This is a genomic window from Fodinicurvata halophila, assembly GCF_042651425.1.
GTDB lineage: Bacteria > Pseudomonadota > Alphaproteobacteria > Kiloniellales > DSM-21159 > Fodinicurvata > Fodinicurvata halophila.
In genome coordinates this window covers 699827-719824 of the sequence record NZ_JBHSCW010000003.1, presented here as the reverse complement: position 1 = coordinate 719824, position 19998 = coordinate 699827, and the positions used below count along the sequence as shown (strand labels likewise).

General features: G+C 63.1%; 15 protein-coding genes and 2 tRNA genes. 11 read left to right on the top strand and 6 right to left on the bottom strand.

The features are described 5' to 3' along the window. Positions 1 to 315: 315 nt before the first annotated feature. On the top strand, positions 316 to 816 hold the full coding sequence (locus ACFOW6_RS08185) for a GNAT family N-acetyltransferase (RefSeq protein WP_382421845.1): 501 nt from the start codon (positions 316 to 318) through the stop codon (positions 814 to 816). A gap of 93 nt (positions 817 to 909) precedes the next feature. Here ACFOW6_RS08185 and ACFOW6_RS08180 read toward each other — a convergent pair whose 3' ends face one another. Further along, positions 910 to 1983 carry a GlxA family transcriptional regulator gene (locus ACFOW6_RS08180; protein ID WP_382421844.1) on the bottom strand — a complete coding sequence of 358 codons (1074 nt, stop codon included), beginning with the start codon at positions 1981 to 1983 and terminating at the stop codon, positions 910 to 912. Positions 1984 to 2056: 73 nt separating this feature from the next. Here ACFOW6_RS08180 and ACFOW6_RS08175 point away from each other — a divergent pair, with 73 nt between their 5' ends. Then, complete coding sequence (locus ACFOW6_RS08175) at positions 2057 to 3142, top strand: class I SAM-dependent methyltransferase (RefSeq protein WP_382421843.1); 1086 nt, start codon at positions 2057 to 2059, stop codon at positions 3140 to 3142. Positions 3143 to 3474: 332 nt separating this feature from the next. Here ACFOW6_RS08175 and ACFOW6_RS08170 read toward each other — a convergent pair whose 3' ends face one another. The 4 genes from ACFOW6_RS08170 to ACFOW6_RS08155 form a co-directional block, all read right to left on the bottom strand. Next, positions 3475 to 4686: an MFS transporter gene (locus ACFOW6_RS08170; RefSeq protein WP_382421842.1), complete on the bottom strand. Its 1212-nt coding sequence runs from the start codon at positions 4684 to 4686 to the stop codon at positions 3475 to 3477. Positions 4687 to 4740: 54 nt separating this feature from the next. Further along, complete coding sequence (locus ACFOW6_RS08165; protein ID WP_382421841.1) at positions 4741 to 5700, bottom strand: ketopantoate reductase family protein; 960 nt, start codon at positions 5698 to 5700, stop codon at positions 4741 to 4743. Between the two features lie 42 nt (positions 5701 to 5742). Continuing rightward, positions 5743 to 7140 (bottom strand): hypothetical protein, encoded by a 1398-nt coding sequence (locus tag ACFOW6_RS08160; protein ID WP_382421840.1) that lies wholly within the window; start codon positions 7138 to 7140, stop codon positions 5743 to 5745. A 252-nt stretch (positions 7141 to 7392) separates the two neighbouring features. Next, positions 7393 to 7674, bottom strand: coding sequence for a hypothetical protein (locus tag ACFOW6_RS08155; RefSeq protein ID WP_382421839.1), 282 nt, complete (start codon positions 7672 to 7674; stop codon positions 7393 to 7395). A 152-nt stretch (positions 7675 to 7826) separates the two neighbouring features. On the opposite strand from ACFOW6_RS08155, the gene ACFOW6_RS08150 reads away from it, so the two are divergent. The 4 genes from ACFOW6_RS08150 (at position 7827) to ACFOW6_RS08135 (ending at position 10625) form a co-directional block, all read left to right on the top strand. Further along, positions 7827 to 7913: transfer RNA gene (locus ACFOW6_RS08150), tRNA-Leu, on the top strand. Positions 7914 to 8028: 115 nt separating this feature from the next. After that, positions 8029 to 8115: transfer RNA gene (locus ACFOW6_RS08145), tRNA-Leu, on the top strand. Positions 8116 to 8236: 121 nt separating this feature from the next. Further along, positions 8237 to 9109 carry an alpha/beta fold hydrolase gene (locus ACFOW6_RS08140; protein ID WP_382421838.1) on the top strand — a complete coding sequence of 291 codons (873 nt, stop codon included), beginning with the start codon at positions 8237 to 8239 and terminating at the stop codon, positions 9107 to 9109. A gap of 85 nt (positions 9110 to 9194) precedes the next feature. Continuing rightward, positions 9195 to 10625, top strand: coding sequence for a DUF502 domain-containing protein (locus ACFOW6_RS08135; RefSeq protein WP_382421837.1), 1431 nt, complete (start codon positions 9195 to 9197; stop codon positions 10623 to 10625). Between the two features lie 6 nt (positions 10626 to 10631). On the opposite strand, the gene recG is transcribed toward ACFOW6_RS08135, so the two are convergent. Then, positions 10632 to 12713 carry an ATP-dependent DNA helicase RecG gene (gene recG / locus ACFOW6_RS08130; protein ID WP_382421836.1) on the bottom strand — a complete coding sequence of 694 codons (2082 nt, stop codon included), beginning with the start codon at positions 12711 to 12713 and terminating at the stop codon, positions 10632 to 10634. A gap of 83 nt (positions 12714 to 12796) precedes the next feature. On the opposite strand from recG, the gene ACFOW6_RS08125 reads away from it, so the two are divergent. From ACFOW6_RS08125 to ACFOW6_RS08105, 5 genes are all read left to right on the top strand, one after another. Beyond that, positions 12797 to 13075 carry an FAD assembly factor SdhE gene (locus ACFOW6_RS08125; protein WP_382421835.1) on the top strand — a complete coding sequence of 93 codons (279 nt, stop codon included), beginning with the start codon at positions 12797 to 12799 and terminating at the stop codon, positions 13073 to 13075. Positions 13076 to 13077: 2 nt separating this feature from the next. After that, a complete protein-coding gene (gene mfd, locus ACFOW6_RS08120; RefSeq protein WP_449267357.1) occupies positions 13078 to 16572 on the top strand; it encodes a transcription-repair coupling factor in 3495 nt (1164 codons plus the stop codon). A gap of 116 nt (positions 16573 to 16688) precedes the next feature. After that, a complete protein-coding gene (gene proS, locus ACFOW6_RS08115; RefSeq protein ID WP_382421834.1) occupies positions 16689 to 18014 on the top strand; it encodes a proline--tRNA ligase in 1326 nt (441 codons plus the stop codon). Positions 18015 to 18017: 3 nt separating this feature from the next. After that, complete coding sequence (locus ACFOW6_RS08110; RefSeq protein WP_382421833.1) at positions 18018 to 19265, top strand: lipoprotein-releasing ABC transporter permease subunit; 1248 nt, start codon at positions 18018 to 18020, stop codon at positions 19263 to 19265. Beyond that, positions 19258 to 19947 (top strand): ABC transporter ATP-binding protein, encoded by a 690-nt coding sequence (locus ACFOW6_RS08105; protein ID WP_382421832.1) that lies wholly within the window; start codon positions 19258 to 19260, stop codon positions 19945 to 19947. The genes ACFOW6_RS08110 and ACFOW6_RS08105 overlap by 8 nt, the downstream gene beginning before the upstream one ends. Positions 19948 to 19998: the final 51 nt, after the last annotated feature.

The window sequence follows — 19998 nt, the reverse complement described above, 5'->3', positions numbered from 1 at the left end:
CGTAGACCTTTCTGCGAGGCTATCTTATTGTAGCGCCCGGATTGTTACATTCCAATAGGTTATAGATCTAAATTGATCTGTGGCAAAAGGAGTGTGCGCGAACTCTCAATTCTTGCGTTCGGACTTCAGCTCGTAGCTCTCCGGAGCGATCTTGACCTCTCAATCCTGAAGGCTGTTGCCCTTACGATCATCGGTGCCTGAAGCAACAATGGCAGGGTGGATACGAGTGACCCGATGTTCCTGAATCTTTCCTATGCATCGCCCAAGTTGCAAGTATGATATGTCCAGTCCCTGAGTGTACAAGTGGTGGTGGACATGGGGAGACAGGCGGATGAAGAAGCCCGCTTCATTGTGCGTACATATGAGGCTAGCGACGCGGAGGCCCTAACAGAGCTCTATCGACACTCGGTGCTGGTACTCGGGCGACGGGAGTATTCCCTGGAACAGGTGGAAGTCTGGGCCGGGCTTTGTCCTGAGCCGGCGGAACTGGACAAGCTGGCAAGCGATGGTCGTCGGCGCCTGGTCGCGACTGCAGCTGATGACCGTCCATTGGCCTTTGCCGATCTTGAGATGGATGGGCACATCGCCTTTTTCTATTGCACCCCGTGTGCGGCGGGCACAGGGGTAGCCGCAGCGCTCTACGACGCTCTTGAGGAAATAGCCCGACATGCCGGCGTGACACGTCTGTATGTCGAGGCCAGTGAGCTTGCGCGCCGCTTTTTCCTGAAACGGGGTTTCCGTGTCCTGACCCGTCATGATCTCGAGGTTGACGGTGTGGAGATCCACAACTACGCCGCAGAGAAGTTGCTCGAGTAGGCCTTCAGTATTGCGCAGGGATGGTTCGAAGTTCCCTGTAGGAGCATCTCGCCATGATGAAGTTTTTTATATCAGTTACATAGTAGATGCAGCTTATCCTGCATCCTTGCGTGGGACGAGTCGCTGGAAGCGCTGGCGGTAACGGGCAGGGGTGGTGCCGGTGCGGCGCTTGAAGAGGTGGCGGAAAAAGACGGGGTCCTCGTAGCCCACGGCGTGTGCGACCGCTTCCGTAGAGAGATCCTCTGTTTCAAGCAGCTGCTTGGCTTCCTCGACGCGCAGGGCCTGGACATATTCGACGGGTGTGTAGCCCGTGGCAGCGCGGAAGCGTCGCTTGAAGGTCCGTTCTGTCAGACCCGAGCGTTCGATCATGTGGCGCACCGGATGGGGTTTGTCATAATGCTCCGCAATCCAGGCTTGGCACTCGGCGATGATGGCGTCGGCATGCTGGCTGGGTCGTGCCATTACGGCGTAGGACAACTGGCCGTCGCTGCGATCGCCGAGCAGGAAGATCTTGGCGATATGCCGGGCCTCGGCCTCTCCGCAGAAGCGCGCAATCAGGTAAAGGGCCTGGTCTTCCCAGGCCGCGGCTCCGCCGCCGGTCACGATGCGATGCTCCGGACCCGCCGGGCAGAGAATACGCTCTGCCGCCAGTTGAACCTGCGGGTAATGCTCTCGGAACACCCCGATCGCGCTCCAGTGGGTTGTTGCGGGCTGATCGTCCAGTAGGCCGGCCTCGGCCAGGAAGAGCGAGCCGGTGCAAACCGAGGAAACCAGCGCGCCGCCTTCGAATTGTTCGCGTATCCAGGCCGCTTCTTCGGGCCAGCGTGCACATGGTGTTTCTCCGGGTGGCAGCGTCAGGTCGGTGACCATGACCAGGTCACTCTGACCGACCTCCCGAAGGCTTGCCTGGGGGGTGACCGGCAGGCCGATGGCTGACGGGAAAGGCGCGCGCGTGCGCGACACGATGCGCGGAACAATACGCCGGGCCGTGCTTTCCTCGCCTGTGAGTTCGCTCCAGGCCACGCCTACGGACAAGAAGACCTCGTAGAGGTTGTACAGTACTGCCGGCGTCGTCTCCGGCAGAGCCAGGAGGCTGACCGACAGGGGCGGAAGCGCTTTGCGAGCATGCATGTCGAACAATGGCACAAGGGCCCTGTTCCTGTCCATTCACGCCCTCGCGTGGGCGTACGGTGGCGGCGTATGCCATGCCCTGTTTCCATTGTCTGAAAGGAGAGAAAGCATGTCGTCCGTAACCGAACAAACCACCGATATGGAGCTGGCACAGGCGGAAGCCTTTGCGGAAAGGGTCATGGAGCTGATCGATTCCGGGGCCGTGGCGGTGATGATCTCCATCGGGCACCGCACGGGCCTGTTCGATACCATGGCCGATCTGCCCCCCGCTGGCAGTACCGAGATAGCTGCGCATGCGGGCCTGGCCGAGCGCTATGTCCGGGAATGGCTGGCGGTCATGGTGACCGGCGGCCTTGTCGCTTTCGATCCCGGTACCCAGAACTACCATCTGCCGGCAGAGCATGCGGCCTGCCTGACGCGCGCGGATCCCCTGGGCAACCTGGCGGTCTATGGCCAGCACGTCGCCATCATGGGGGCCATGCAGGAGTGCATCCTGGAAAATTTCATGAGCGGGTCCGGGACGAGCTATGACGACTATCCCGACTTCCACCAGATCATGGCCGAGGACAGCGGCCAGACGGTGACCGATCAGCTGTTCAAGACCATCCTGCCGCTGGCTGAGGGGGTTCAGGCGCGCCTGGAACAGGGTATCGAGGTACTGGATGCCGGATGCGGCCGCGGTTCAGCCCTGATCGCCATGGCGCAGCGTTATCCGCGCAGCCGTTTTCTCGGCTATGACCTCTGCGCGGATGCCGTCGCACATGCGCAGGCTGTGGTGGCAGAAGAGGGCCTGACGAATATCCGCTTCGAGCAGCGTGACTTGACGGGCTATTATGACCAGGCGCGCTTCGACTTCATCACCTCCTTCGACGCCGTGCACGACCAGAAGGATCCCCAGGCCCTGATCCGCAGCCTGCACGGCGCGCTGAAGCCGAACGGTGTCTATCTGATGCAGGACATCGGCGGATCGGCCCGCCTGGAGAACAACCTGGACTTTCCCATGGCCTCGCTGCTCTATGCCGTGTCCTGCGTGCACTGCATGCCGGTCTCCCTGGGCCAGGGCGGTGCGGGCCTGGGAACCATGTGGGGCTGGGAAACCGCCGAGGCGATGCTGAAGGCGGCCGGATTCCGGGAGGTGAAGCGCCACGTCCTGCCGCACGATCCCATGAACGTCTGGTTCGTCAGCCGGGTGTAGGAGGCGGACGGGAGATTGCCGCGGCATTCTACGGGGCTCAAGAGTCGCGTCCAGTCCTGCGCAGGCGGTGCGGTCGGACTGCGGAACGCAAATGCCTGTGCCGGCATGGTTCGAGGCTCGCCCCTGCGGAGCTCGCACCTCGCCATGAGGATAATTTTTCAGTATTATCAATAATCTAAAAACCACCCTCACCCTGAGGAACGAGCGGAGCGAGCCTCGAAGGGTCTCGTGCTCCGGCCGTGCGGTTGGCCTGCGTCATCCCCTGACACCGGCGGCCATGTCGGGGAAAATGCAGGGCGCCTCTGGTCTTGGGGGAAGCCGGTGGACGCCGCTCAGATACCTTCCTTGCCGCCGCCTCTCCGCTGTGCGGAGCGCACCATCACGAAGGCGAGGACCGTGGCCAGCGCCAGTGCACCGTAAAGCGGCAGGAAGCTGTCGAGCTGTCCGCCGACGGCCGAGAACAGGGCCGGGCCGACCAGCACACCCATGTAGGTCAGGAAGAGCGCGGCGGAGGTCACGTCACCGGCACGGCCCTCCGGTGCGCGCCGGGCGACCTCGGCGAGGAAGATTCCGTTCCAGCTGATCCCCGTTGCGCCCAGCAGCAGGAAGAGGCCCGTTGTCAGGCCGGCCGGCGTGGCTGCGGTGATCTGGGTGACGGCAAGCGCCGTGACGGCCAGAAGGGTCAGCAGGATCAACAGGGTTCCGGCTCCGTTGCCGAGGCGGTCGGCCAGCATGCCCCAGCCGACGCGGCCGACGGCTCCGGCCACCTGCACCGAGGCCAGCATGATGCCGGCATGGATCGGGCTGTAACCCAGGTCCTCGACCAGGATCACGACCAGGAAGGTGACGATGCAGAGCTGGATGCCGGCCAGCAGGAAGGCCGAGAGCGACAGCAGGCGCAGGGCCGGCTGCCCGAAGACCAGGCGAATGGCCTCGACGGGCAGTTTCGGTGCCTTGCCACCGCGCATGCGGTCACTGTCCCAATGGGTTCGCCAGGGCTGCAGGCTCGTGGCCAGGCCGAGAGCGAGCACGGCGCAGAGCAGGAGCGGCGCCTGCCAGCCCAGCCACTCCGCCAAGCCGGGGCCGATGAGGCCGGCCAGCATGCCCCCCAAGGGGACGCCGGTCTGCTTGAGCGAGAAGATCAGATTGCGGTGCGCCGGATCCGTAAAGCGCACCAGCAGGTGGGCGGCCGCCGGGTTGGGCAGGCCATAGGCCATACCCAGCACGATCGAGGCCAGGGCCAGGGCCGGCAGCGCGATGGCCGGTATCATGGCCAGGGACGCCAGCAGGCAGCCGCCGGTCACCAGCAGGAGGCCGAGCTGGCTTGTGCGGCAGGCGCCCAGGTTGCTGACCATCGGTCCGCCGAACAGGCTGGCCACCATGGCCACGCCATAGACCAGGCTGACCTGCAAGCCGATCAGGCCGGCGTCGATGCCCAGGGCACGGGCGGCGATCGGCGCGATGGCCGGCAGGATCAGCGTGGCCAGCGTGCTGATGACCTGAACGCCCGTGGCGGCCGCAATGACGCCGGTGCCTCGGATCATGCGCGCCCTCCCGGGCTGTGTACCTGCCTGGAGCTGCGTTTCATGTCGCGCGCTTCAGCCCTGGAACACCGGCTGCCTGTCCCGGCGGGCGGGGCGCAGGTCGTGGCTTTCCATGGCGTGAATGGTGTTCACGAGGGTGGCGTTGACCGGGGTCGGCACGTCCAGGCGCTTGCCTTCCTCGACCACGGACCCGTTGATGTCGTCGACCTCGCTGAGGCGGCCGGCCAGGCGGTCGAGCAGCATGGAGGGGCGTGCGCCCGGGATCTTGCGTCCGAAGGCGCGGACGTACTCGGCCGGATCGTCGAAGTCGAGCTTCACACCGGCGGCACGGGCAACATCCCAGGCTTCCTGCGCACAGGCGGCGGAGACCTGACGGGCGTAGGGATCCTCGGCGACCTCGCCGATCAGCAGGCCGGTGATGCAGCAGATGGAGCTGTAGGCCGCGTTGCAGACCAGCTTGGTCCAGATCATGTGGTCGGCGTCGGGATCGGCCTCGGCATTGAAGCCGGCATCGGACCAGACCTGCGCCACCTGCTGTGCACGTTCGAATTGCTCGGGATTGCGCGCGGCGATCCGCACGACTTCCCAGCCCGTATGGTCCACGCAGCCGGGGGCGGGAATCGAGGCGCCGAAGCCGCCGGCGATGCCCAGCAGGACCCGGTCAGATCCGACAATCTGCGCGGCCATTCGCGGCGCGTTCAGGCCGTTCTGCACGCAGAGCAGGTTCGTATCGGAGTGCAGCAGCGGCGCCGCGTCCGACAAAGCCGATGCCAGATCGCGCGTCTTCGTGGCCACGATGACAAGCTCGCAGGGGCCGACGTCGGCCGGATCGGTCGTCGCCTGCGGATGGGCGACCCAGTTGCCGGTAGCGCCGCTGATCTTCAGGCCCGCGCTGTGCACGGCCTCCATGTGCTCGGCCCAGCGGTCGATCAGCCAGACATCCTCTCCGTTGCGGGCCAGAAGAGCCCCGTAGATGGACCCCATAGCGCCCGCCCCGAGAATGGCGATCTTCATGCGATATCCTCCCGATCCTTGACCTCTTGCCGTCCGAGGCCGTTAGACGCCCGTTCCGTTAATGATCACTTCCATGCCGCCGACAATCAGGCCCAGTCCCGTGGCCGCCGTCAAACAGAACAATAGGTTCCAGCGATGGCCGATCACCCAGGGCCCCACATTGCCGTAGCGCGCCGCGACCAGAACGCCGGCGGTGAAGGGGGAACTGGCGACGGCCATGCACCAACCGGATGAAAGCGCCAGGGCCGAGGGCAGGGTGCTGGCGCCCGGCAAGGTGGTTTCGGCCAGCGCCGTGCCGATCAGGGTCGTCGTGATGATGGGGTTCAGTCCCAGCTGTCCCATCAGGATCACGGCCCAGATCGCGGCGGCGATCGTAAGGGGACGCGGCAGGATCTCCACCGTGCCGACCAGCCAGTCGCCGGGGATCGCGAAGGCCAGCAGGATGCCGAGGGCGGCCGTATTGCCGCTGACCCCGATTTCCGAGCGCTGGCTGGGCAGGAGGTACGCCAGGTAGCGGCGCAGGGTGCTGATTGTGTAGCTGCGCTCGTGCTCCGGATCGTCCTGGCAATCCAGCGGGATGTGGGTGTTCGCCCTGGCTTGCCGCATCAGCCAGGCGAGGGCGAGGAAGGGAATCGAGGCGATGACGCCCACGATGATTGTGGCATCGAAAAGCTCGGCCAGGCCGAAGGCCATGACGAAGATCGCTGCGACAAGACCCAGCAAGGGCAGGAAATCGCGCCAGCGTCCTTCCTTGGCTTGACCAAGGCTCGATCCGGGTCGGGGACGCGGGCTGGTCAGCCGGTCGAGAGCCCAGCCCCAGAGCAGGGTCATCATCGCCAGGCTGAAGCCGGAGAGGATGAAGACCGTGGTATCGGTTTGCGGCAGGCTGGCCATCACCACGGCAAAGGAGACCGACAGGGGGGACCAGACCGAGATGGTGGCAAAGCCGCGCTGGACGGCGATGATCATGCGGCGCCTGCGGATCAGGCGGCGCCGTTCCACCTCCTCGGGGGTGCCCTGGTCCTGATGAGTGGTCAGCGCGCGATGCACGAGTTCTCCCAGCAAGCTCATGGCCCCGATGCTGAGCAGCAGGGAGATCAGGTGTCCGCCGGCCGAGAGCACGATATAGCGTCGACCCGGCGGCTGGTGGACGATGACGTCGCCGCAACGTGCAATCAGACGGGAATACTCCGCCACCGCGCTCAACAGGGCCATCACGGCAAAGAGGGAGGCGATGAGCGCGCCCCGCGCTCCGGCCTCGATGGCCCAGGCCCAGCCGTCTTCACCTTGCAGCCAGCCGAATGCGAGCAGGCCGGCGCAGCAGAAGATGTAGATGTAGGGTGCTTTCCTGCTGCCGGGCAGTGCGGTCACCACGAAGATCAGGAAGGCCAATGCCGCTGCCGCTTCGACCCGGGGTAGGCTGAACAGGCCATCTGCCACGGTGCTGGCGATACAGGCCAGGCCAGCGATGCTCAGGACGCAGCGCCGGAGAGGCCCGATGGCTGTGGTGGCTGAACTGATGATGGGACTGTCCCGTGTGAAGCGGCTGACTGACTTGCGATTTGGTTCTTTTACCGCCTCTTATTGCTAGACCGGACGCGCGGGGAGCGCAATTCCCCGAGCTGCCACAGAGCTGCATACCGGGTCTTCGCGGAAAGCTTGGGTGGTGTGGGGGCGGGCAGTGTCCTGGGGTTATCGCTCGTTGCGGCGTTCGTCGTGCTCCGGTGTGGGCTCGGAGGTGTGCTCCTGCATCTGTTCGTGATGGCGTGCGTCGTGGCCGCTACGGTTGCTGTAGAAGACCAGCGCCATCAGGCCGCCGCCAACCAGCAGGGTCAGAACCACACCTCCCGAGAGGGCGACCCATCCATGGACCCCCAGGCTGACATCCCCCAGATTCATCCAGGTCGTGATGCCCCCGATGCAGGCGAGCAGCAGCAGGACGGCGAGAGCGGCATAGAGCAGGACTGTTTTCATGGGCCTTCCATAACACCTTGCCGGCATAGCAGCCAGACAGTCCCGCCGACCTGACAAAAATCGGTGTTCTTGCTCTTGTGCTTTGCAGCCAAGATCGTTAAGTAATCGCCTCTGTCGGACGGTGTTGTGTCCGCACCGATATGAAGTGTTTTGCGGCTGTGGCGGAACTGGTAGACGCGCAGCGTTGAGGTCGCTGTGGGGGAGACCCCGTGGAGGTTCAAATCCTCTCAGCCGCACCATATCTCTGGTGCAGAACGTTTTCCCGCGAACCCGTAAAAAGGGTTTGACAGGACGCCGGTCGATGGAGTGAAAGAAGGGCCTACCCTCCGAGTGCGAACTCGGAGCCCGAATGTCGCGGCTGTGGCGGAATTGGTAGACGCGCAGGTTTCAGGTACCTGTGGTGGAAACACCGTGGTGGTTCGAGTCCACTCAGCCGCACCATTCCTTTCCAGGGACTCCGGGACAATGTCGTCCGGCCCGACAATCCCTTCCAATCGTGCAAGCACCTGCCTTCAAAAGGCCCCTTTGTTTCGGCCAACTGCCGGCAAGCAGGGGGAGCACCATGTTTGAAGGGTTCGATACAAGACACGTTTCCACCGGCAGCGCGGAGATTCACTGTCGAATCGGCGGTGGGGGGCCACCTCTGCTGTTGCTGCATGGCTATCCGCAAACCCATGCGCTCTGGCACAAGGTCGCCCCTATGCTCGCAGAACGGTTTACCGTCGTGGCCAGTGACCTGCGCGGCTATGGCGACAGTGAACGAGTGGTCTCGGACGCGCGGCATTTCGCCTACAGCAAGCGTGTCATGGCCCTGGACCAGGTCAATCTGATGACGGCGCTGGGATACAGCCGCTTCGCGGTTGCCGGGCATGATCGGGGTGCACGTGTCGCCCATCGCATGGCGTTGGACCATCGCGAGCGCGTGAGCCGCTTGGCCCTGCTGGACATCGTGCCCACCTACGATGCTTTTGCCGCCACCGACACCTTCATGGCAACGGCCTATTTCCACTGGTTCTTCCTGATCCAGCCGTTCGACTTTCCCGAGCGCATGATCGGCAATGACCCCGAGTTGTTCCTGAGGCAATGCTTGAGTCGTTGGTCGGGCTCGATGGGCGCCTTTGCTCCCGAAGCCATAGCCGAATACCTGCGCTGCTTCCAGGATCCGGCGGTGATTCATGCCAGTTGCGAAGATTATCGTGCCGCGGCCTCGGTGGATTTGGAACATGACGCGGCGGACCGCGACCGTCGGATCGACTGTCCACTCCTGGTTCTCTGGGGTAAACAGGGGGTCGTCCACAAGGCCTTCGATCCCTTGAAGGTATGGCGTGATCGGGCTGTTTCGGTCGAAGGCAGGCCACTTCCCTGCGGGCATTTCCTGCCTGAGGAGGCGCCTGAGAAAACAGCGGGAGACCTGCTGGAGTTCTTCACCCGGTGAAGACACCACGCAGGATTTCCTGTAGTACTGCAAGTGCCTCTGCGCAAAGGTGGGGGTCGAGGACCAGTTGGGACTAGGACGAAGAATGGCGGACAAGCCTGGCTCGAAAAGAGCGCAACGACCGGAAACCGGTCCAGACGACGATCCACTGACCAAGATTGCGCCGCACAGCGGTTTTGTCGGGCGACTGCGCAACTATTTCCTGGTGGGAATCCTGATCACGGCACCTATTGCGATTACCATCTGGATCGCATGGGGCGTCATCGACTTTTTCGATAACCGCATAACACCTCTGATCCCGGAACCCTGGAATCCGGACACGTACCTGCCGTTCTCGGTTCCCGGACTTGGGCTGCTGCTGGCCCTGATATTCCTGACGATGGTGGGAATGTTCACGGCGGGCCTGATCGGGCGCGCCCTGATGGACAGCGGGGAGAGGCTGCTGGCCCGGGTGCCTATCGTGCGCAGCATCTATGGTTCGCTCAAGCAGGTCTTCGAAACTGTCCTGGCGCAGAATTCCCGCGCCTTTCGCGATGTGGTCTTGGTGGAATATCCCTATCAGGGTGTGTGGGCGATCGGTTTCGTGACCTCCGAGACCCGCGGCGAGGTGCAGCGCGTGACAGAGAACGAGGTCGTCTCGGTTTTCGTCCCGGCCACGCCGAACCCGACCACTGGCTTCCTGCTGTTCCTGCCGCGCGAAGAAGTGCATCAGCTGGACATGACCGTCGAGCAGGGCCTGAAACTGGTGATTTCCGGGGGAATCGTCGTGCCACCGCGCGGCGAGCCGCGGTCCCTGCCGGAAATGCTCCGGCAGCAGAAGCCGGCGCCGCAACGGGGACTGGGATTTGCAGCTCGCCTGCGGAACTATTTCCTGACCGGTGTCCTTGTGACTTCGCCGGTCGTGATCACCTTCTGGCTGGTCTGGGAAATCATCACCTTCGTCGATGGTCAGGTGAAGCCGCTGATCCCCATGAACTTGCAACCGACGCACTATCTGCCCGCCGGGTTTCCTGAAATCCCGGGGATCGGTCTGTTGGTGGCGATTGCCGGCCTGACCGTGATCGGCATGTTCGGTGCCGGAATCATCGGCCGGGCGATCCTGCGCACCTCGTCCTGGATCTTCGGTCGCTTGCCGGTGATCCGCAGCATCTACAGCGCCTTGAGACAGATCGTGGAGGCCATCCTGGCAAGCCAGTCGGAAGCGTTTCGGGAATGCGTTCTGTTCCAGTACCCCCGTCGGGGTTCCTGGGTGATCGGTTTCCTGACCGGCAAGACCGAAGGGCAGGTGCAGAATCTGACCGATACAGAGGTGATCAATGTCTTCATGCCGACCACTCCTAATCCGACCTCGGGTTTCCTGATGTTCGTGCCGAAGAACGAGGTCAAGCCCCTGACCATGACAGTCGAAGAAGGGCTGAAGATGGTGGTTTCGGGCGGCCTGGTTGTTCCCCCCGATCGCGGTGCGCTCGAGCCAGAAGAAACGGTGCCCCAGGGCGAGCACCAGCCAGCGACCTGACGCAGGTCAGCCCGAACGCAGGTACCTGACGGCACTGTCGCGTTCAAAGAGATAGAGCAGGATTCGCAGTGCCTTGCCGCGTTCGGTTTCCAGCTGCGCATCACGCTGCAGGATCAGGCCGGCATCATCCCGGGCAGCCAGCAGCAACTCCCCGTGCACGGCCGGGTCCGCCAGCCGGAATTCGGGAAATCCGCTCTGCCGTGTGCCCAGCAGCTCGCCAGCACCACGCAGCTTGAGATCCTCTTCGGCGATGCGGAAGCCGTCGTCACTTTCCCGCAGGATTCGCAGCCGTTCGCTGGCCACCTCTCCCAAAGGGTTTTGGTAGAGTAGCAGGCAGGTCGATTTTCCTGCCCCGCGTCCGACACGGCCACGCAGCTGATGCAGCTGGGCCAATCCGAAGCGCTCGGCATGCTCAATCACCATGACTGTGGCTTCCGGGACGTCGACACCCACTTCTATGACGGTGGTGGCGACAAGGATGGACAGCCGTCCTTCGGCAAAATCCAGCATGACGGCATCCTTGTCCTGGGATTTCATGCGACCGTGGACCAGGCCGACCTGTTCCGGAAAGGCCTGTTGGAGGGCCTCGTAGCGTTGTTCGGCCGCGGCCATGTCGACCTTCTCGGACTCCTCGACCAGAGGACAGAGCCAATAGACGCGCGCACCGCTGCCGAGTGCGCGCCCCACCGCCTGAACCACCTCGGGCAGGCGCTCAAGCGGCAGGGTGCGCGTGACCACCGGATGCCGTCCTGCCGGCTTTTCCGTCAGGCGCGAGGACTCCATATCGCCGTAACTGGTCAACAGCAGGGTGCGCGGGATCGGGGTGGCGGTCATCACCAGCGTGTCGATCCCCTTACCCTTGGCAGCCAGGGATAGACGCTGATGCACGCCGAAGCGGTGCTGTTCGTCGATGACGGCCATGCCCAGCTCCTTGAAGCTGATCGATTCCTGGAACAGGGCGTGGGTACCGATTACGAGCCGGGCGTCGCCGTTCTCGATTCCCTGCAGCAGAGCCTGGCGCGCCTTGCCCTTGTCGCGGCCGGTCAGGATGACTGTCTCCACTCCCGCAGCCTCGGCCAGAGGCTGGATGGTCTTGAAGTGCTGGCGCGCCAGGATCTCGGTGGGGGCCATGAGCGCGGCCTGGTGACCCGTTTCCACGACATCCAGCATGGCGAGCAGGGCAACCAGGGTCTTGCCGCTGCCGACATCGCCCTGGAGCAGGCGCAGCATGCGCCCATCGTCCGCCAGATCGGCGCGAATCTCCGAAAGGGCGGCCTGTTGGGCCCCGGTCAGCAAAAAGGGTAGGGCCGCCGTTGCCCTGGCGGCCAGGTCGCCGGGGGCCTTTTTCGAGGTTCCTGCCAGTTTCTTCTGGTTCAGGCGAATGATGCCTAGAGCGAGCTGGTTGGCCAGCAGTTCGTCGTAGGCCAGCCGCAGGCGGGCCGGTGCCTGGGCGGAAAGATCGTCCCGGCTCTCCGGGTGATGGGCTTTCTCGAGCGAGGCTTTCCAGGACTGCCAGCCCTGGCGTTTCAGGTAGGCAAGGTCGAGCCATTCGGGCAGAGCCGGTGCTCGGCGAACGGCTTCCCGGGCGGCGTTGGCAACCACGCGGGGCTTGAGGCCGGCCGTCAGGGGATAGATCGCCTCGACCTGGGGCAGTCGATCCTCGTCCTCGGGGGGAAGGACGTAGTCCGGGTGCGCCATCTGCAGGCGCCCATGGAAGCTGTCCAGGTTGCCGCTGACCAGGCGGGTTTCTCCGGACGGCAGAATGCGCTTGAGATAATCGGCCTTGGCGTGGAAGAAAACCAGTTCAAGCTCGCCTGTCGCATCGTGGCAGTCGACGCGATAGGGGTGCCGTGCGCTCGGTCCCGGCCTGTGTGCTCCGACGGTGATCTTCAGGGTGGCGACATGACCGGGTTCCGCCTGGTCCAGCGTTGGACGGTAGCGGCGATCGATCAGGTTGGAGGGCAGGTGCCAGCAGAGATCCACCACCTTTTCCCCGGCCAGGCTTGCGAACAACCGGGCGAGACGGGTACCGACACCCGGCAGCGTTTCCGTTTCCGCGAAGAGGGGATTGAGGATATCCGGGCGCACGATGCTGATGTTGAGGTCTGATTGAGCACTGACATTGCGGTCCTGACGGCCTATATCCTAGCCGGAGCTAAGGGAAGTACAAAATGAAAGACACTGAGGACCTCGAGGCGAAACGCAAGCGCCTGCGTTATCGCAGCTGGCACCGCGGCACCCGCGAGATGGACCTTCTGGTGGGGAGTTTTGCGGACAGGCGGCTCGAGGAACTGGATGCCGAACAGCTGACGCGATACGAAGAGCTGCTGCTGGAAAGCGATCCGGATCTCTACGCCTGGATGATCGGGCACGCCGAGCCCCCGACAGAGCTCGATCACGATGTCATGCAGATGATGCGTCAGTTCGAATACAAACCGCAGCTGGATTGAAGTTGAGAGATATACTGAAAAGTTCCGGGCGCAGCATTCTGAGCAACGTGCCCGAAGGGGTGGATGCCTGTGTCCTGATGCGCCTGCTGGAGCAGGATGCAGGGAAGTCTGGCGGCTTGCTGCATGTCTGCCGGGATGACGCCCGCATGGCACGCCTGGCCGAGACCCTGTCCTTCTTTGCACCGGACCTTGAGATCCTACGCATGCCGGCCTGGGATTGCCTGCCTTACGATCGGGTCGGGCCGCACCGGGATATCGTCTCCCAGCGCATTTTCGGGCTCAGTCGCCTGATCTCCGAGGATCCACCCCAACTGGTCCTGACCACGGTCAACGCCTTCCTGCAACGCGTGCCACCCAGGGAGCTGTTTTCCGGGCGCACCCTGACGGCTCGTCCCGGGGATACCCTGCCTCCGGAGCAGCTGACAGGCTTCCTGAACGACAACGGTTTCCAGCGCGTGGAGACCGTGGCGGAGCCTGGTGAATACGCCATGCGGGGTGGCATCATCGATCTCTTCCCCGCCGGCGAGGAGAATCCATTGCGCTTGGATTTCTTCGGCGACGAACTTGAAAGTCTCCGTGTCTTCGATCCTCTCTCCCAGCGGACTACGGGCAAGGCCGAGTCCCTCTCGCTGCTGCCCGTGAACGAAGTCGTTCTTGATGACGACACGGTGGAACGCTTTCGCAGCGGCTATCGCGCCGCATTCGGCGCGAAGGTCAGCGAGGACCCGCTCTATCAGGCCGTCAGTGAGAAACGCCGCCATCCGGGGCTGGAGCACTGGCTGCCCCTGTTCTATGAAACGCTCGCGCGGCTGAGCGACTACATGCCGAAGGCCGCTCTTTCCTTCGACCATCAGGCCGAGGAGGCGCGCGATGCGCGTCTGGAATCCATCCAGGATTTCCATGATGCGCGTCGGCAGATGGAAGGCCAGGAACAGATGGATGGAGCCCCCTATCATCCGTTGCCGACGGACCGGCTCTACCTGACGGCCCAGGAGTGGGACGAGGTTGTCGATGCACGTCACAGCCTGTTCTTTACGCCCTTTGACCAGCCGGCCGATGACAGCCGGCGCGTCGTCGATGCCGGCGGGCGACGGGCCGCCGACTTCACGACCCAGCGCAAGGAGTCCGAAGGACAGCTCTACAAGGCTGTGGCCGACTTCATCAGTCGAGAGCAGGGGCAGGGGCATCGCGTCGTGGTCGCCGGCTATAGTGAGGGGTCGCGTGATCGTCTGCATACCGTCCTGAAGGACCATGGACTGACCCGGGTGGCTCCGGTGTCCAGTTGGCAGGAGGCTTGGAACCTGCCGGCGAACCAGGTGGGTCTTGTCGCTCTGGGGGTCGAAAAGGGCTTTGGTTACGGAGACCTCACGGTCATCTCGGAAGCGGATATCCTCGGCGAGCGGATCGTGCGCTCCGCCTTTCGGAAACGGCGGTCCGACAATTTCCTGACCGAAGTCTCGACACTGCACGATGGGGACTACGTGGTGCATATGGATCATGGGATCGGCCGCTACGAAGGACTTGAGACGCTCGATGTGGGTGGCGCGCCGCATGACTGCGTGAAGGTAGTCTATCACGGCGGCGACAAGCTCTATGTTCCCGTGGAATCCATCGAGGTGCTATCGCGCTATGGCTCGCAGGAGAGCGAGACGGAACTGGACCGTCTGGGCCACGGCAACTGGCAGGCCCGCAAGGCCCGGGTGAAGGAGCGCCTGAAGGAAACTGCCGACCACCTGATTGCCGTTGCAGCGGAACGGGAGCTGAAGCAGGCCGAAACGCTGGTTCCTCCCGAGGGGGCGTACGAGGATTTCTGTGCCCGCTTTCCCTATCCCGAGACCGACGACCAGCTGCGTGCCATCGAGGACCTGTTGAACGACCTGTCCAGCGGCAAGCCCATGGATCGACTTATCTGTGGCGACGTGGGCTTCGGCAAGACGGAGGTGGCGCTAAGGGCCGCCTTCATCGTTGCCTTGTCCGGCAAGCAGGTGGCGGTGGTCGTACCGACCACGCTGTTGGCGCGCCAGCACTATGCAACGCTCAAGGAGCGCTTTGCCGGCCTGCCTGTGCGAATCGGCATGCTCTCGCGCCTGACCAGTGCGAAGGAGGCCGCCCAGGTCCGCCAGAGCCTGAAGGACGGAACCCTGGACATTGTCGTGGGCACCCATGCCCTGCTGGGCAAGACGGTGGAGTTCAAGGACCTGGGACTGCTGATCATCGACGAGGAGCAGCACTTCGGGGTGAAGCAGAAGGAGCGCCTGAAGGAGCTGCGCGCCGAAGTGCATGTCCTCACGCTGACGGCAACCCCAATTCCGCGAACCCTGCAACTGGCAATGTCGGGCGTTAAAGAGATGAGCCTGATTGCCACCCCGCCGGTGGATCGTTTGGCCGTGCGGACCTTCGTCCTGCCCTTTGACCCGGTGGTGGTGCGCGAGGCTATCCTGCGCGAGCATTTCCGCGGCGGGCAGTGCTTCTATGTTTGTCCGCGGCTGGAGGATATTGCGGGCGTCGAAGAGCGCCTGAAGAAGCTGGTGCCGGAGGTCAAGATCGGTGTGGCCCACGGACAGCTGCCCGGCGCGCAGCTGGAAGAGGTCATGTCGGCCTTCGTCGATCACCGTTTCGACGTCCTGCTGTCCACCAACATCGTTGAATCCGGCCTGGATATCCCTTCAGCCAACACGCTGATCATTCATCGCGCCGATATGTTCGGGCTGGCCCAGCTGTACCAGCTGCGCGGTCGCGTGGGGCGCTCCAAGCAGCGCGGTTATGCCTATCTCACCCTGCCGCAGGGCCGGATGCTGACGAAATCGGCCGAGAAGCGCCTGGAGGTGATGCAGACGCTGGATACGCTTGGGGCCGGCTTCACCCTGGCCAGTCATGACATGGATATTCGCGGCGCCGGGAACCTGCTGGGCGAGGAGCAGTCAGGCCATGTCCGCGAGGTGGGTGTGGAACTCTACCAGCAGATGCTCGAGGAGGCCGTGGCCACGGCCCGCGCGCGCCAGGAAGACGGGCCGGCCGAGACCGGCGAGGCGGACAGCTGGACACCACAGATCAACCTGGGTACGTCGGTCCTGATCCCGGAAAGCTATGTCAGCGACCTGCATGTCCGCATGGGCCTCTATCGCAGACTGTCCACGCTTGTCGACCGCAGCGAGATCGAAGCCTTCGCGGCCGAATTGATAGACCGCTTCGGCCCACTGCCCGAGGAAGTGGAGAACCTGCTGGAAATCATTGCCATCAAGCGACTCTGCCGGGATGCCGGAGTCGAGAAGCTGGATGCCGGACCGAAAGGCGCGGTGCTGTCCTTCCGTGGCGACAGTTTCGCGAATCCCGGCGCCCTAGTTTCGTTCATCGAACGCAATCCGGGCAAGATTCAGTTGCGTCCCGATCACAAGCTGGTTTATCGGCGTGCCTGGGAGCAGCCCAAGGAGCGCATGAAAGGGGTGCGGCAGCTTCTCGACAAACTCGTCCAGGCGGCCACCCGGCAGGCGGCCTGAATTTTGTTATCCTGCTGGTTTTGCGAAGCCATGGACAAGGTCCTGGGCTTTGCCTACTCTCCGCCACGTTTTATTGTTCTCTGACAGTCCGGTCCACATCATTTCCGAGGCACTCCATGCGCCGTTCAGCTTTTTTCCTGCCAACAATGAAAGATACGCCGAAGGAAGCGGAGATCGTTTCGCACAGGCTGATGCTGCGCGCCGGCATGATCCGTCAATCCTCGGCGGGTGTCTATTCATGGTTGCCGCTCGGGTATCGCGTCCTGCGCAAGATCGAAGACATCGTGCGGGAAGAGCAGGACCGTGCCGGGTGTCAGGAAATGCTGATGCCCACCATCCAGTCCGCCGATCTCTGGGTGAAGTCGGGTCGCTATGACGACTATGGACCGGAAATGCTGCGCATTCGCGATCGCCATGATCGGGACATGCTGTACGGTCCCACCAATGAAGAGCTGATTACCGACATCTTTGCCCACTCGGTACGCAGTTATCGCGAACTGCCCAAGCTGCTCTATCATATCCAGTGGAAATTCCGGGACGAGGTTCGTCCCCGCTTCGGAGTCATGCGCGGGCGCGAATTCCTGATGAAGGACGCCTATTCCTTCGATACGGATTCCGAAGCCGCCAAAGAGTCTTATAACCGTTTCTTCGTAGCCTATCTCAGGACCTTTGCGCGCATGGGCCTGAAAGCCATTCCCATGGAGGCCGACACGGGGCCGATCGGCGGCAATCTCAGCCACGAGTTCATCATCCTGGCGGATACCGGCGAGAGCCAGGTCTTCTGTGACCGGAACTTCGTCGACTACGATGTACTGGGAACCGATGTGGATACCGGGGACCCGAAACAGGTGGGGGAGGTGGTGGATTACTTCACCCGCCTCTATGCCCGCACTGACGAGAAGCACGATCCGGGAGCCTTCGAACAGGATGTCCCGGCGGAACGCCGCTACGAGGGGCGTGGAATCGAGGTTGGGCACATCTTCTACTTCGGCACCAAGTATTCAGAGCCGCTGGGGGCCTTCTATACCACGCGTGATGGCGAGGAGGCTCCGGTACACATGGGGTCCTATGGTATTGGGGTCTCGCGCCTGGTGGGTGGTATCATAGAGGCCAGCCATGACGACAACGGCATCATCTGGCCGGCCTCCGTCGCCCCCTTCGATCTCGGATTGATCAACCTGCAGGTGGACAACGAGGAGTGCACCCGAACTTGCGAGGATGCCTACAGCCGCCTGCAGCAGGCCGGCATGGACGTGCTCTACGATGACCGGGACGAGCGTGCGGGCGCGAAGTTTGCCGACATGGATCTGATCGGCCTGCCTTGGCAGCTGACCATAGGCCCGCGCGGATTGAAGTCGGGCCTCGTGGAACTCAAGAACCGCGCGACCGGCGAGCGGCAGGAGCTGTCGCTGGACTCCGCACTGGCCCAGCTGACGGCCTGAGCGATGGTTTTCGGCTCATTCGAACGTCTTCTGGCGCTGCGCTACCTGCGCTCACGGCGCCAGGAGGGCTTCATTTCCGTGATTGCGGGCTTCTCACTTCTGGGTATTGCCCTGGGCGTTGCGACCCTGATCATCGTCATGGCAGTCATGAACGGTTTCCGTCAGGAGCTGCTGAGCCGGATCCTGGGGGTCAACGGTCACATGACAGTCTACAGCAATCAGGGGGAAATGAGCGACTTCCAGTCGATTGCCGATCAGATCCGCAGCGTGGAGGGTGTGCAGCTGGTTACGCCGCAGATCCAGGGACAGGTGATCGTGACGGCCGGCGATCGGGCCGTCGGGGCGGCCGTGCGTGGGGTTGCTCCTGAGGATCTGGAGGATCGCGAGACCATTTCCGGCAACGTCATGGAGGGCTCGCTGGAGGATTACCTGGACGGAGAGGGTCTCCTGGTCGGTAGCCGTATGGCCCAGACTCTCCACAAGCAACCCGATGACACGCTGACATTGCTTTCGCCTCGCGGGTCGGAGACGGCTGTGGGAACCGTTCCCCGGATGAAGGGCTATCCGATTGCCGGGACCTTCGAGGTTGGCATGTACGAATACGACAACAGTTTCATCTACATGCCGCTGGAATTGGCACAGGTTTTCTTCCGTCTCCCGGACGCCGTCAACGCCATAGAGGTCTTCGTCGACAATCCCGATTCGGTCTGGGAGGTGCGTCAGGAAATCGCTGCGGTTCTTGGCAACGATTACCGGTACGTCGACTGGCAGCAGGCGAACTCCAGCTTCTTCAACGCCATCCAGGTCGAGCGGAACGTGATGTTCATCATTCTCTCGCTGATCATCCTGGTGGCCGCCTTCAACATTCTTTCCGGTCAGTACATGCTGGTGAAGGGCAAGGGGCGCGACATTGCCATTCTGCGGACGATGGGGGCGACGCAGGGCATGATCCTGCGCATCTTCTTCATGTCCGGCGCTTCGATCGGGCTCTTGGGTACCATAGCGGGCGTGATCCTGGGCATCGTCTTCACCGACAACATCCAGACCATCCAGGGCTGGGTCGAGCAGCTTTTCGGTACGGCCGTGTTCAATCCTGAGGTCTACTTCCTCAGCACGCTTCCGGCGGAACGTGATCCCACCGAAGTGCTCCAGGTGGTGCTGATGGCCCTTGGCATATCCTTCCTGGCACCCCTTCTGCCGGCCTGGCAAGCCGGCCGTCTGGATCCGGTGGAGGCGCTGCGCTATGAGTGACCAGACTCTCGAGCGCCTCAAGCTGGACCAGATCGTCAAGCACTACCGGCAGGGCGACCAGGTCCTCGAAGTCCTGAGCGGCGCGTCCATGACCCTCTACAGCGGAGAGATCGTGGCTCTGGTCGGTCCCTCCGGATCCGGCAAGTCGACCCTGTTGCATATCGCCGGCTTGCTGGAGAAGCCGGATGAAGGCCGGATCGAGATCGGTGGACAGGAAACCCAGGCGCTGTCTGATCGCGACAGGACCGCCATTCGCCGTCGGCGTATCGGCTTCGTCTACCAGTATCATCATCTGCTTCCCGAATTCACGGCCCTGGAAAATCTGGTCGTCCCGCAGATGATCGCCGGCCTGAAGCGGCGCAAGGCGGCCGAGCATGCCCGCGAGTTGCTCAAGCTGGTCGGTCTCGGCGAACGCATGGAGCACCGGCCGGCCCGCCTGTCGGGGGGCGAGCAGCAGCGTGTGGCCCTGGCCCGTGCCATCATCAATCGTCCCTCGCTGGTGCTCGCCGATGAACCGACCGGGAACCTGGACCCGGAAACGGCGGACAGCGTCTTCGGGCTGCTGGAGAAGCTGGTTCAGGGAACGGGTGTTGCGGCCATGATCGCAACGCACAATCTGGAGCTCGCTCGCCGCATGGACCGGGTGCTCCTGGTCGAGGACGGACAGCTGGTTCAAGGGTGAGTCTTTTCCGCAGCTGCAGATGCGATAGACTGCATCCAGTTCTTTCCGGCC

What these genes read in the sequence shown, in the direction of transcription:
- ACFOW6_RS08125 (WP_382421835.1), top strand. Translation starts at nt 12,797, where the DNA reads ATGAAAGACACTGAGGACCTCGAGGCGAAACGCAAGCGCCTGCGTTAT.
- ACFOW6_RS08175 (WP_382421843.1), top strand. Translation starts at nt 2,057, where the DNA reads ATGTCGTCCGTAACCGAACAAACCACCGATATGGAGCTGGCACAGGCG.
- ACFOW6_RS08170 (WP_382421842.1), bottom strand. Translation starts at nt 4,686, where the DNA reads ATGATCCGAGGCACCGGCGTCATTGCGGCCGCCACGGGCGTTCAGGTC.
- ACFOW6_RS08110 (WP_382421833.1), top strand. Translation starts at nt 18,018, where the DNA reads ATGGTTTTCGGCTCATTCGAACGTCTTCTGGCGCTGCGCTACCTGCGC.
- ACFOW6_RS08135 (WP_382421837.1), top strand. Translation starts at nt 9,195, where the DNA reads ATGGCGGACAAGCCTGGCTCGAAAAGAGCGCAACGACCGGAAACCGGT.
- ACFOW6_RS08165 (WP_382421841.1), bottom strand. Translation starts at nt 5,700, where the DNA reads ATGAAGATCGCCATTCTCGGGGCGGGCGCTATGGGGTCCATCTACGGG.
- ACFOW6_RS08105 (WP_382421832.1), top strand. Translation starts at nt 19,258, where the DNA reads ATGAGTGACCAGACTCTCGAGCGCCTCAAGCTGGACCAGATCGTCAAG.
- ACFOW6_RS08140 (WP_382421838.1), top strand. Translation starts at nt 8,237, where the DNA reads ATGTTTGAAGGGTTCGATACAAGACACGTTTCCACCGGCAGCGCGGAG.
- ACFOW6_RS08155 (WP_382421839.1), bottom strand. Translation starts at nt 7,674, where the DNA reads ATGAAAACAGTCCTGCTCTATGCCGCTCTCGCCGTCCTGCTGCTGCTC.
- proS (WP_382421834.1), top strand. Translation starts at nt 16,689, where the DNA reads ATGCGCCGTTCAGCTTTTTTCCTGCCAACAATGAAAGATACGCCGAAG.
- ACFOW6_RS08180 (WP_382421844.1), bottom strand. Translation starts at nt 1,983, where the DNA reads ATGGACAGGAACAGGGCCCTTGTGCCATTGTTCGACATGCATGCTCGC.
- ACFOW6_RS08185 (WP_382421845.1), top strand. Translation starts at nt 316, where the DNA reads ATGGGGAGACAGGCGGATGAAGAAGCCCGCTTCATTGTGCGTACATAT.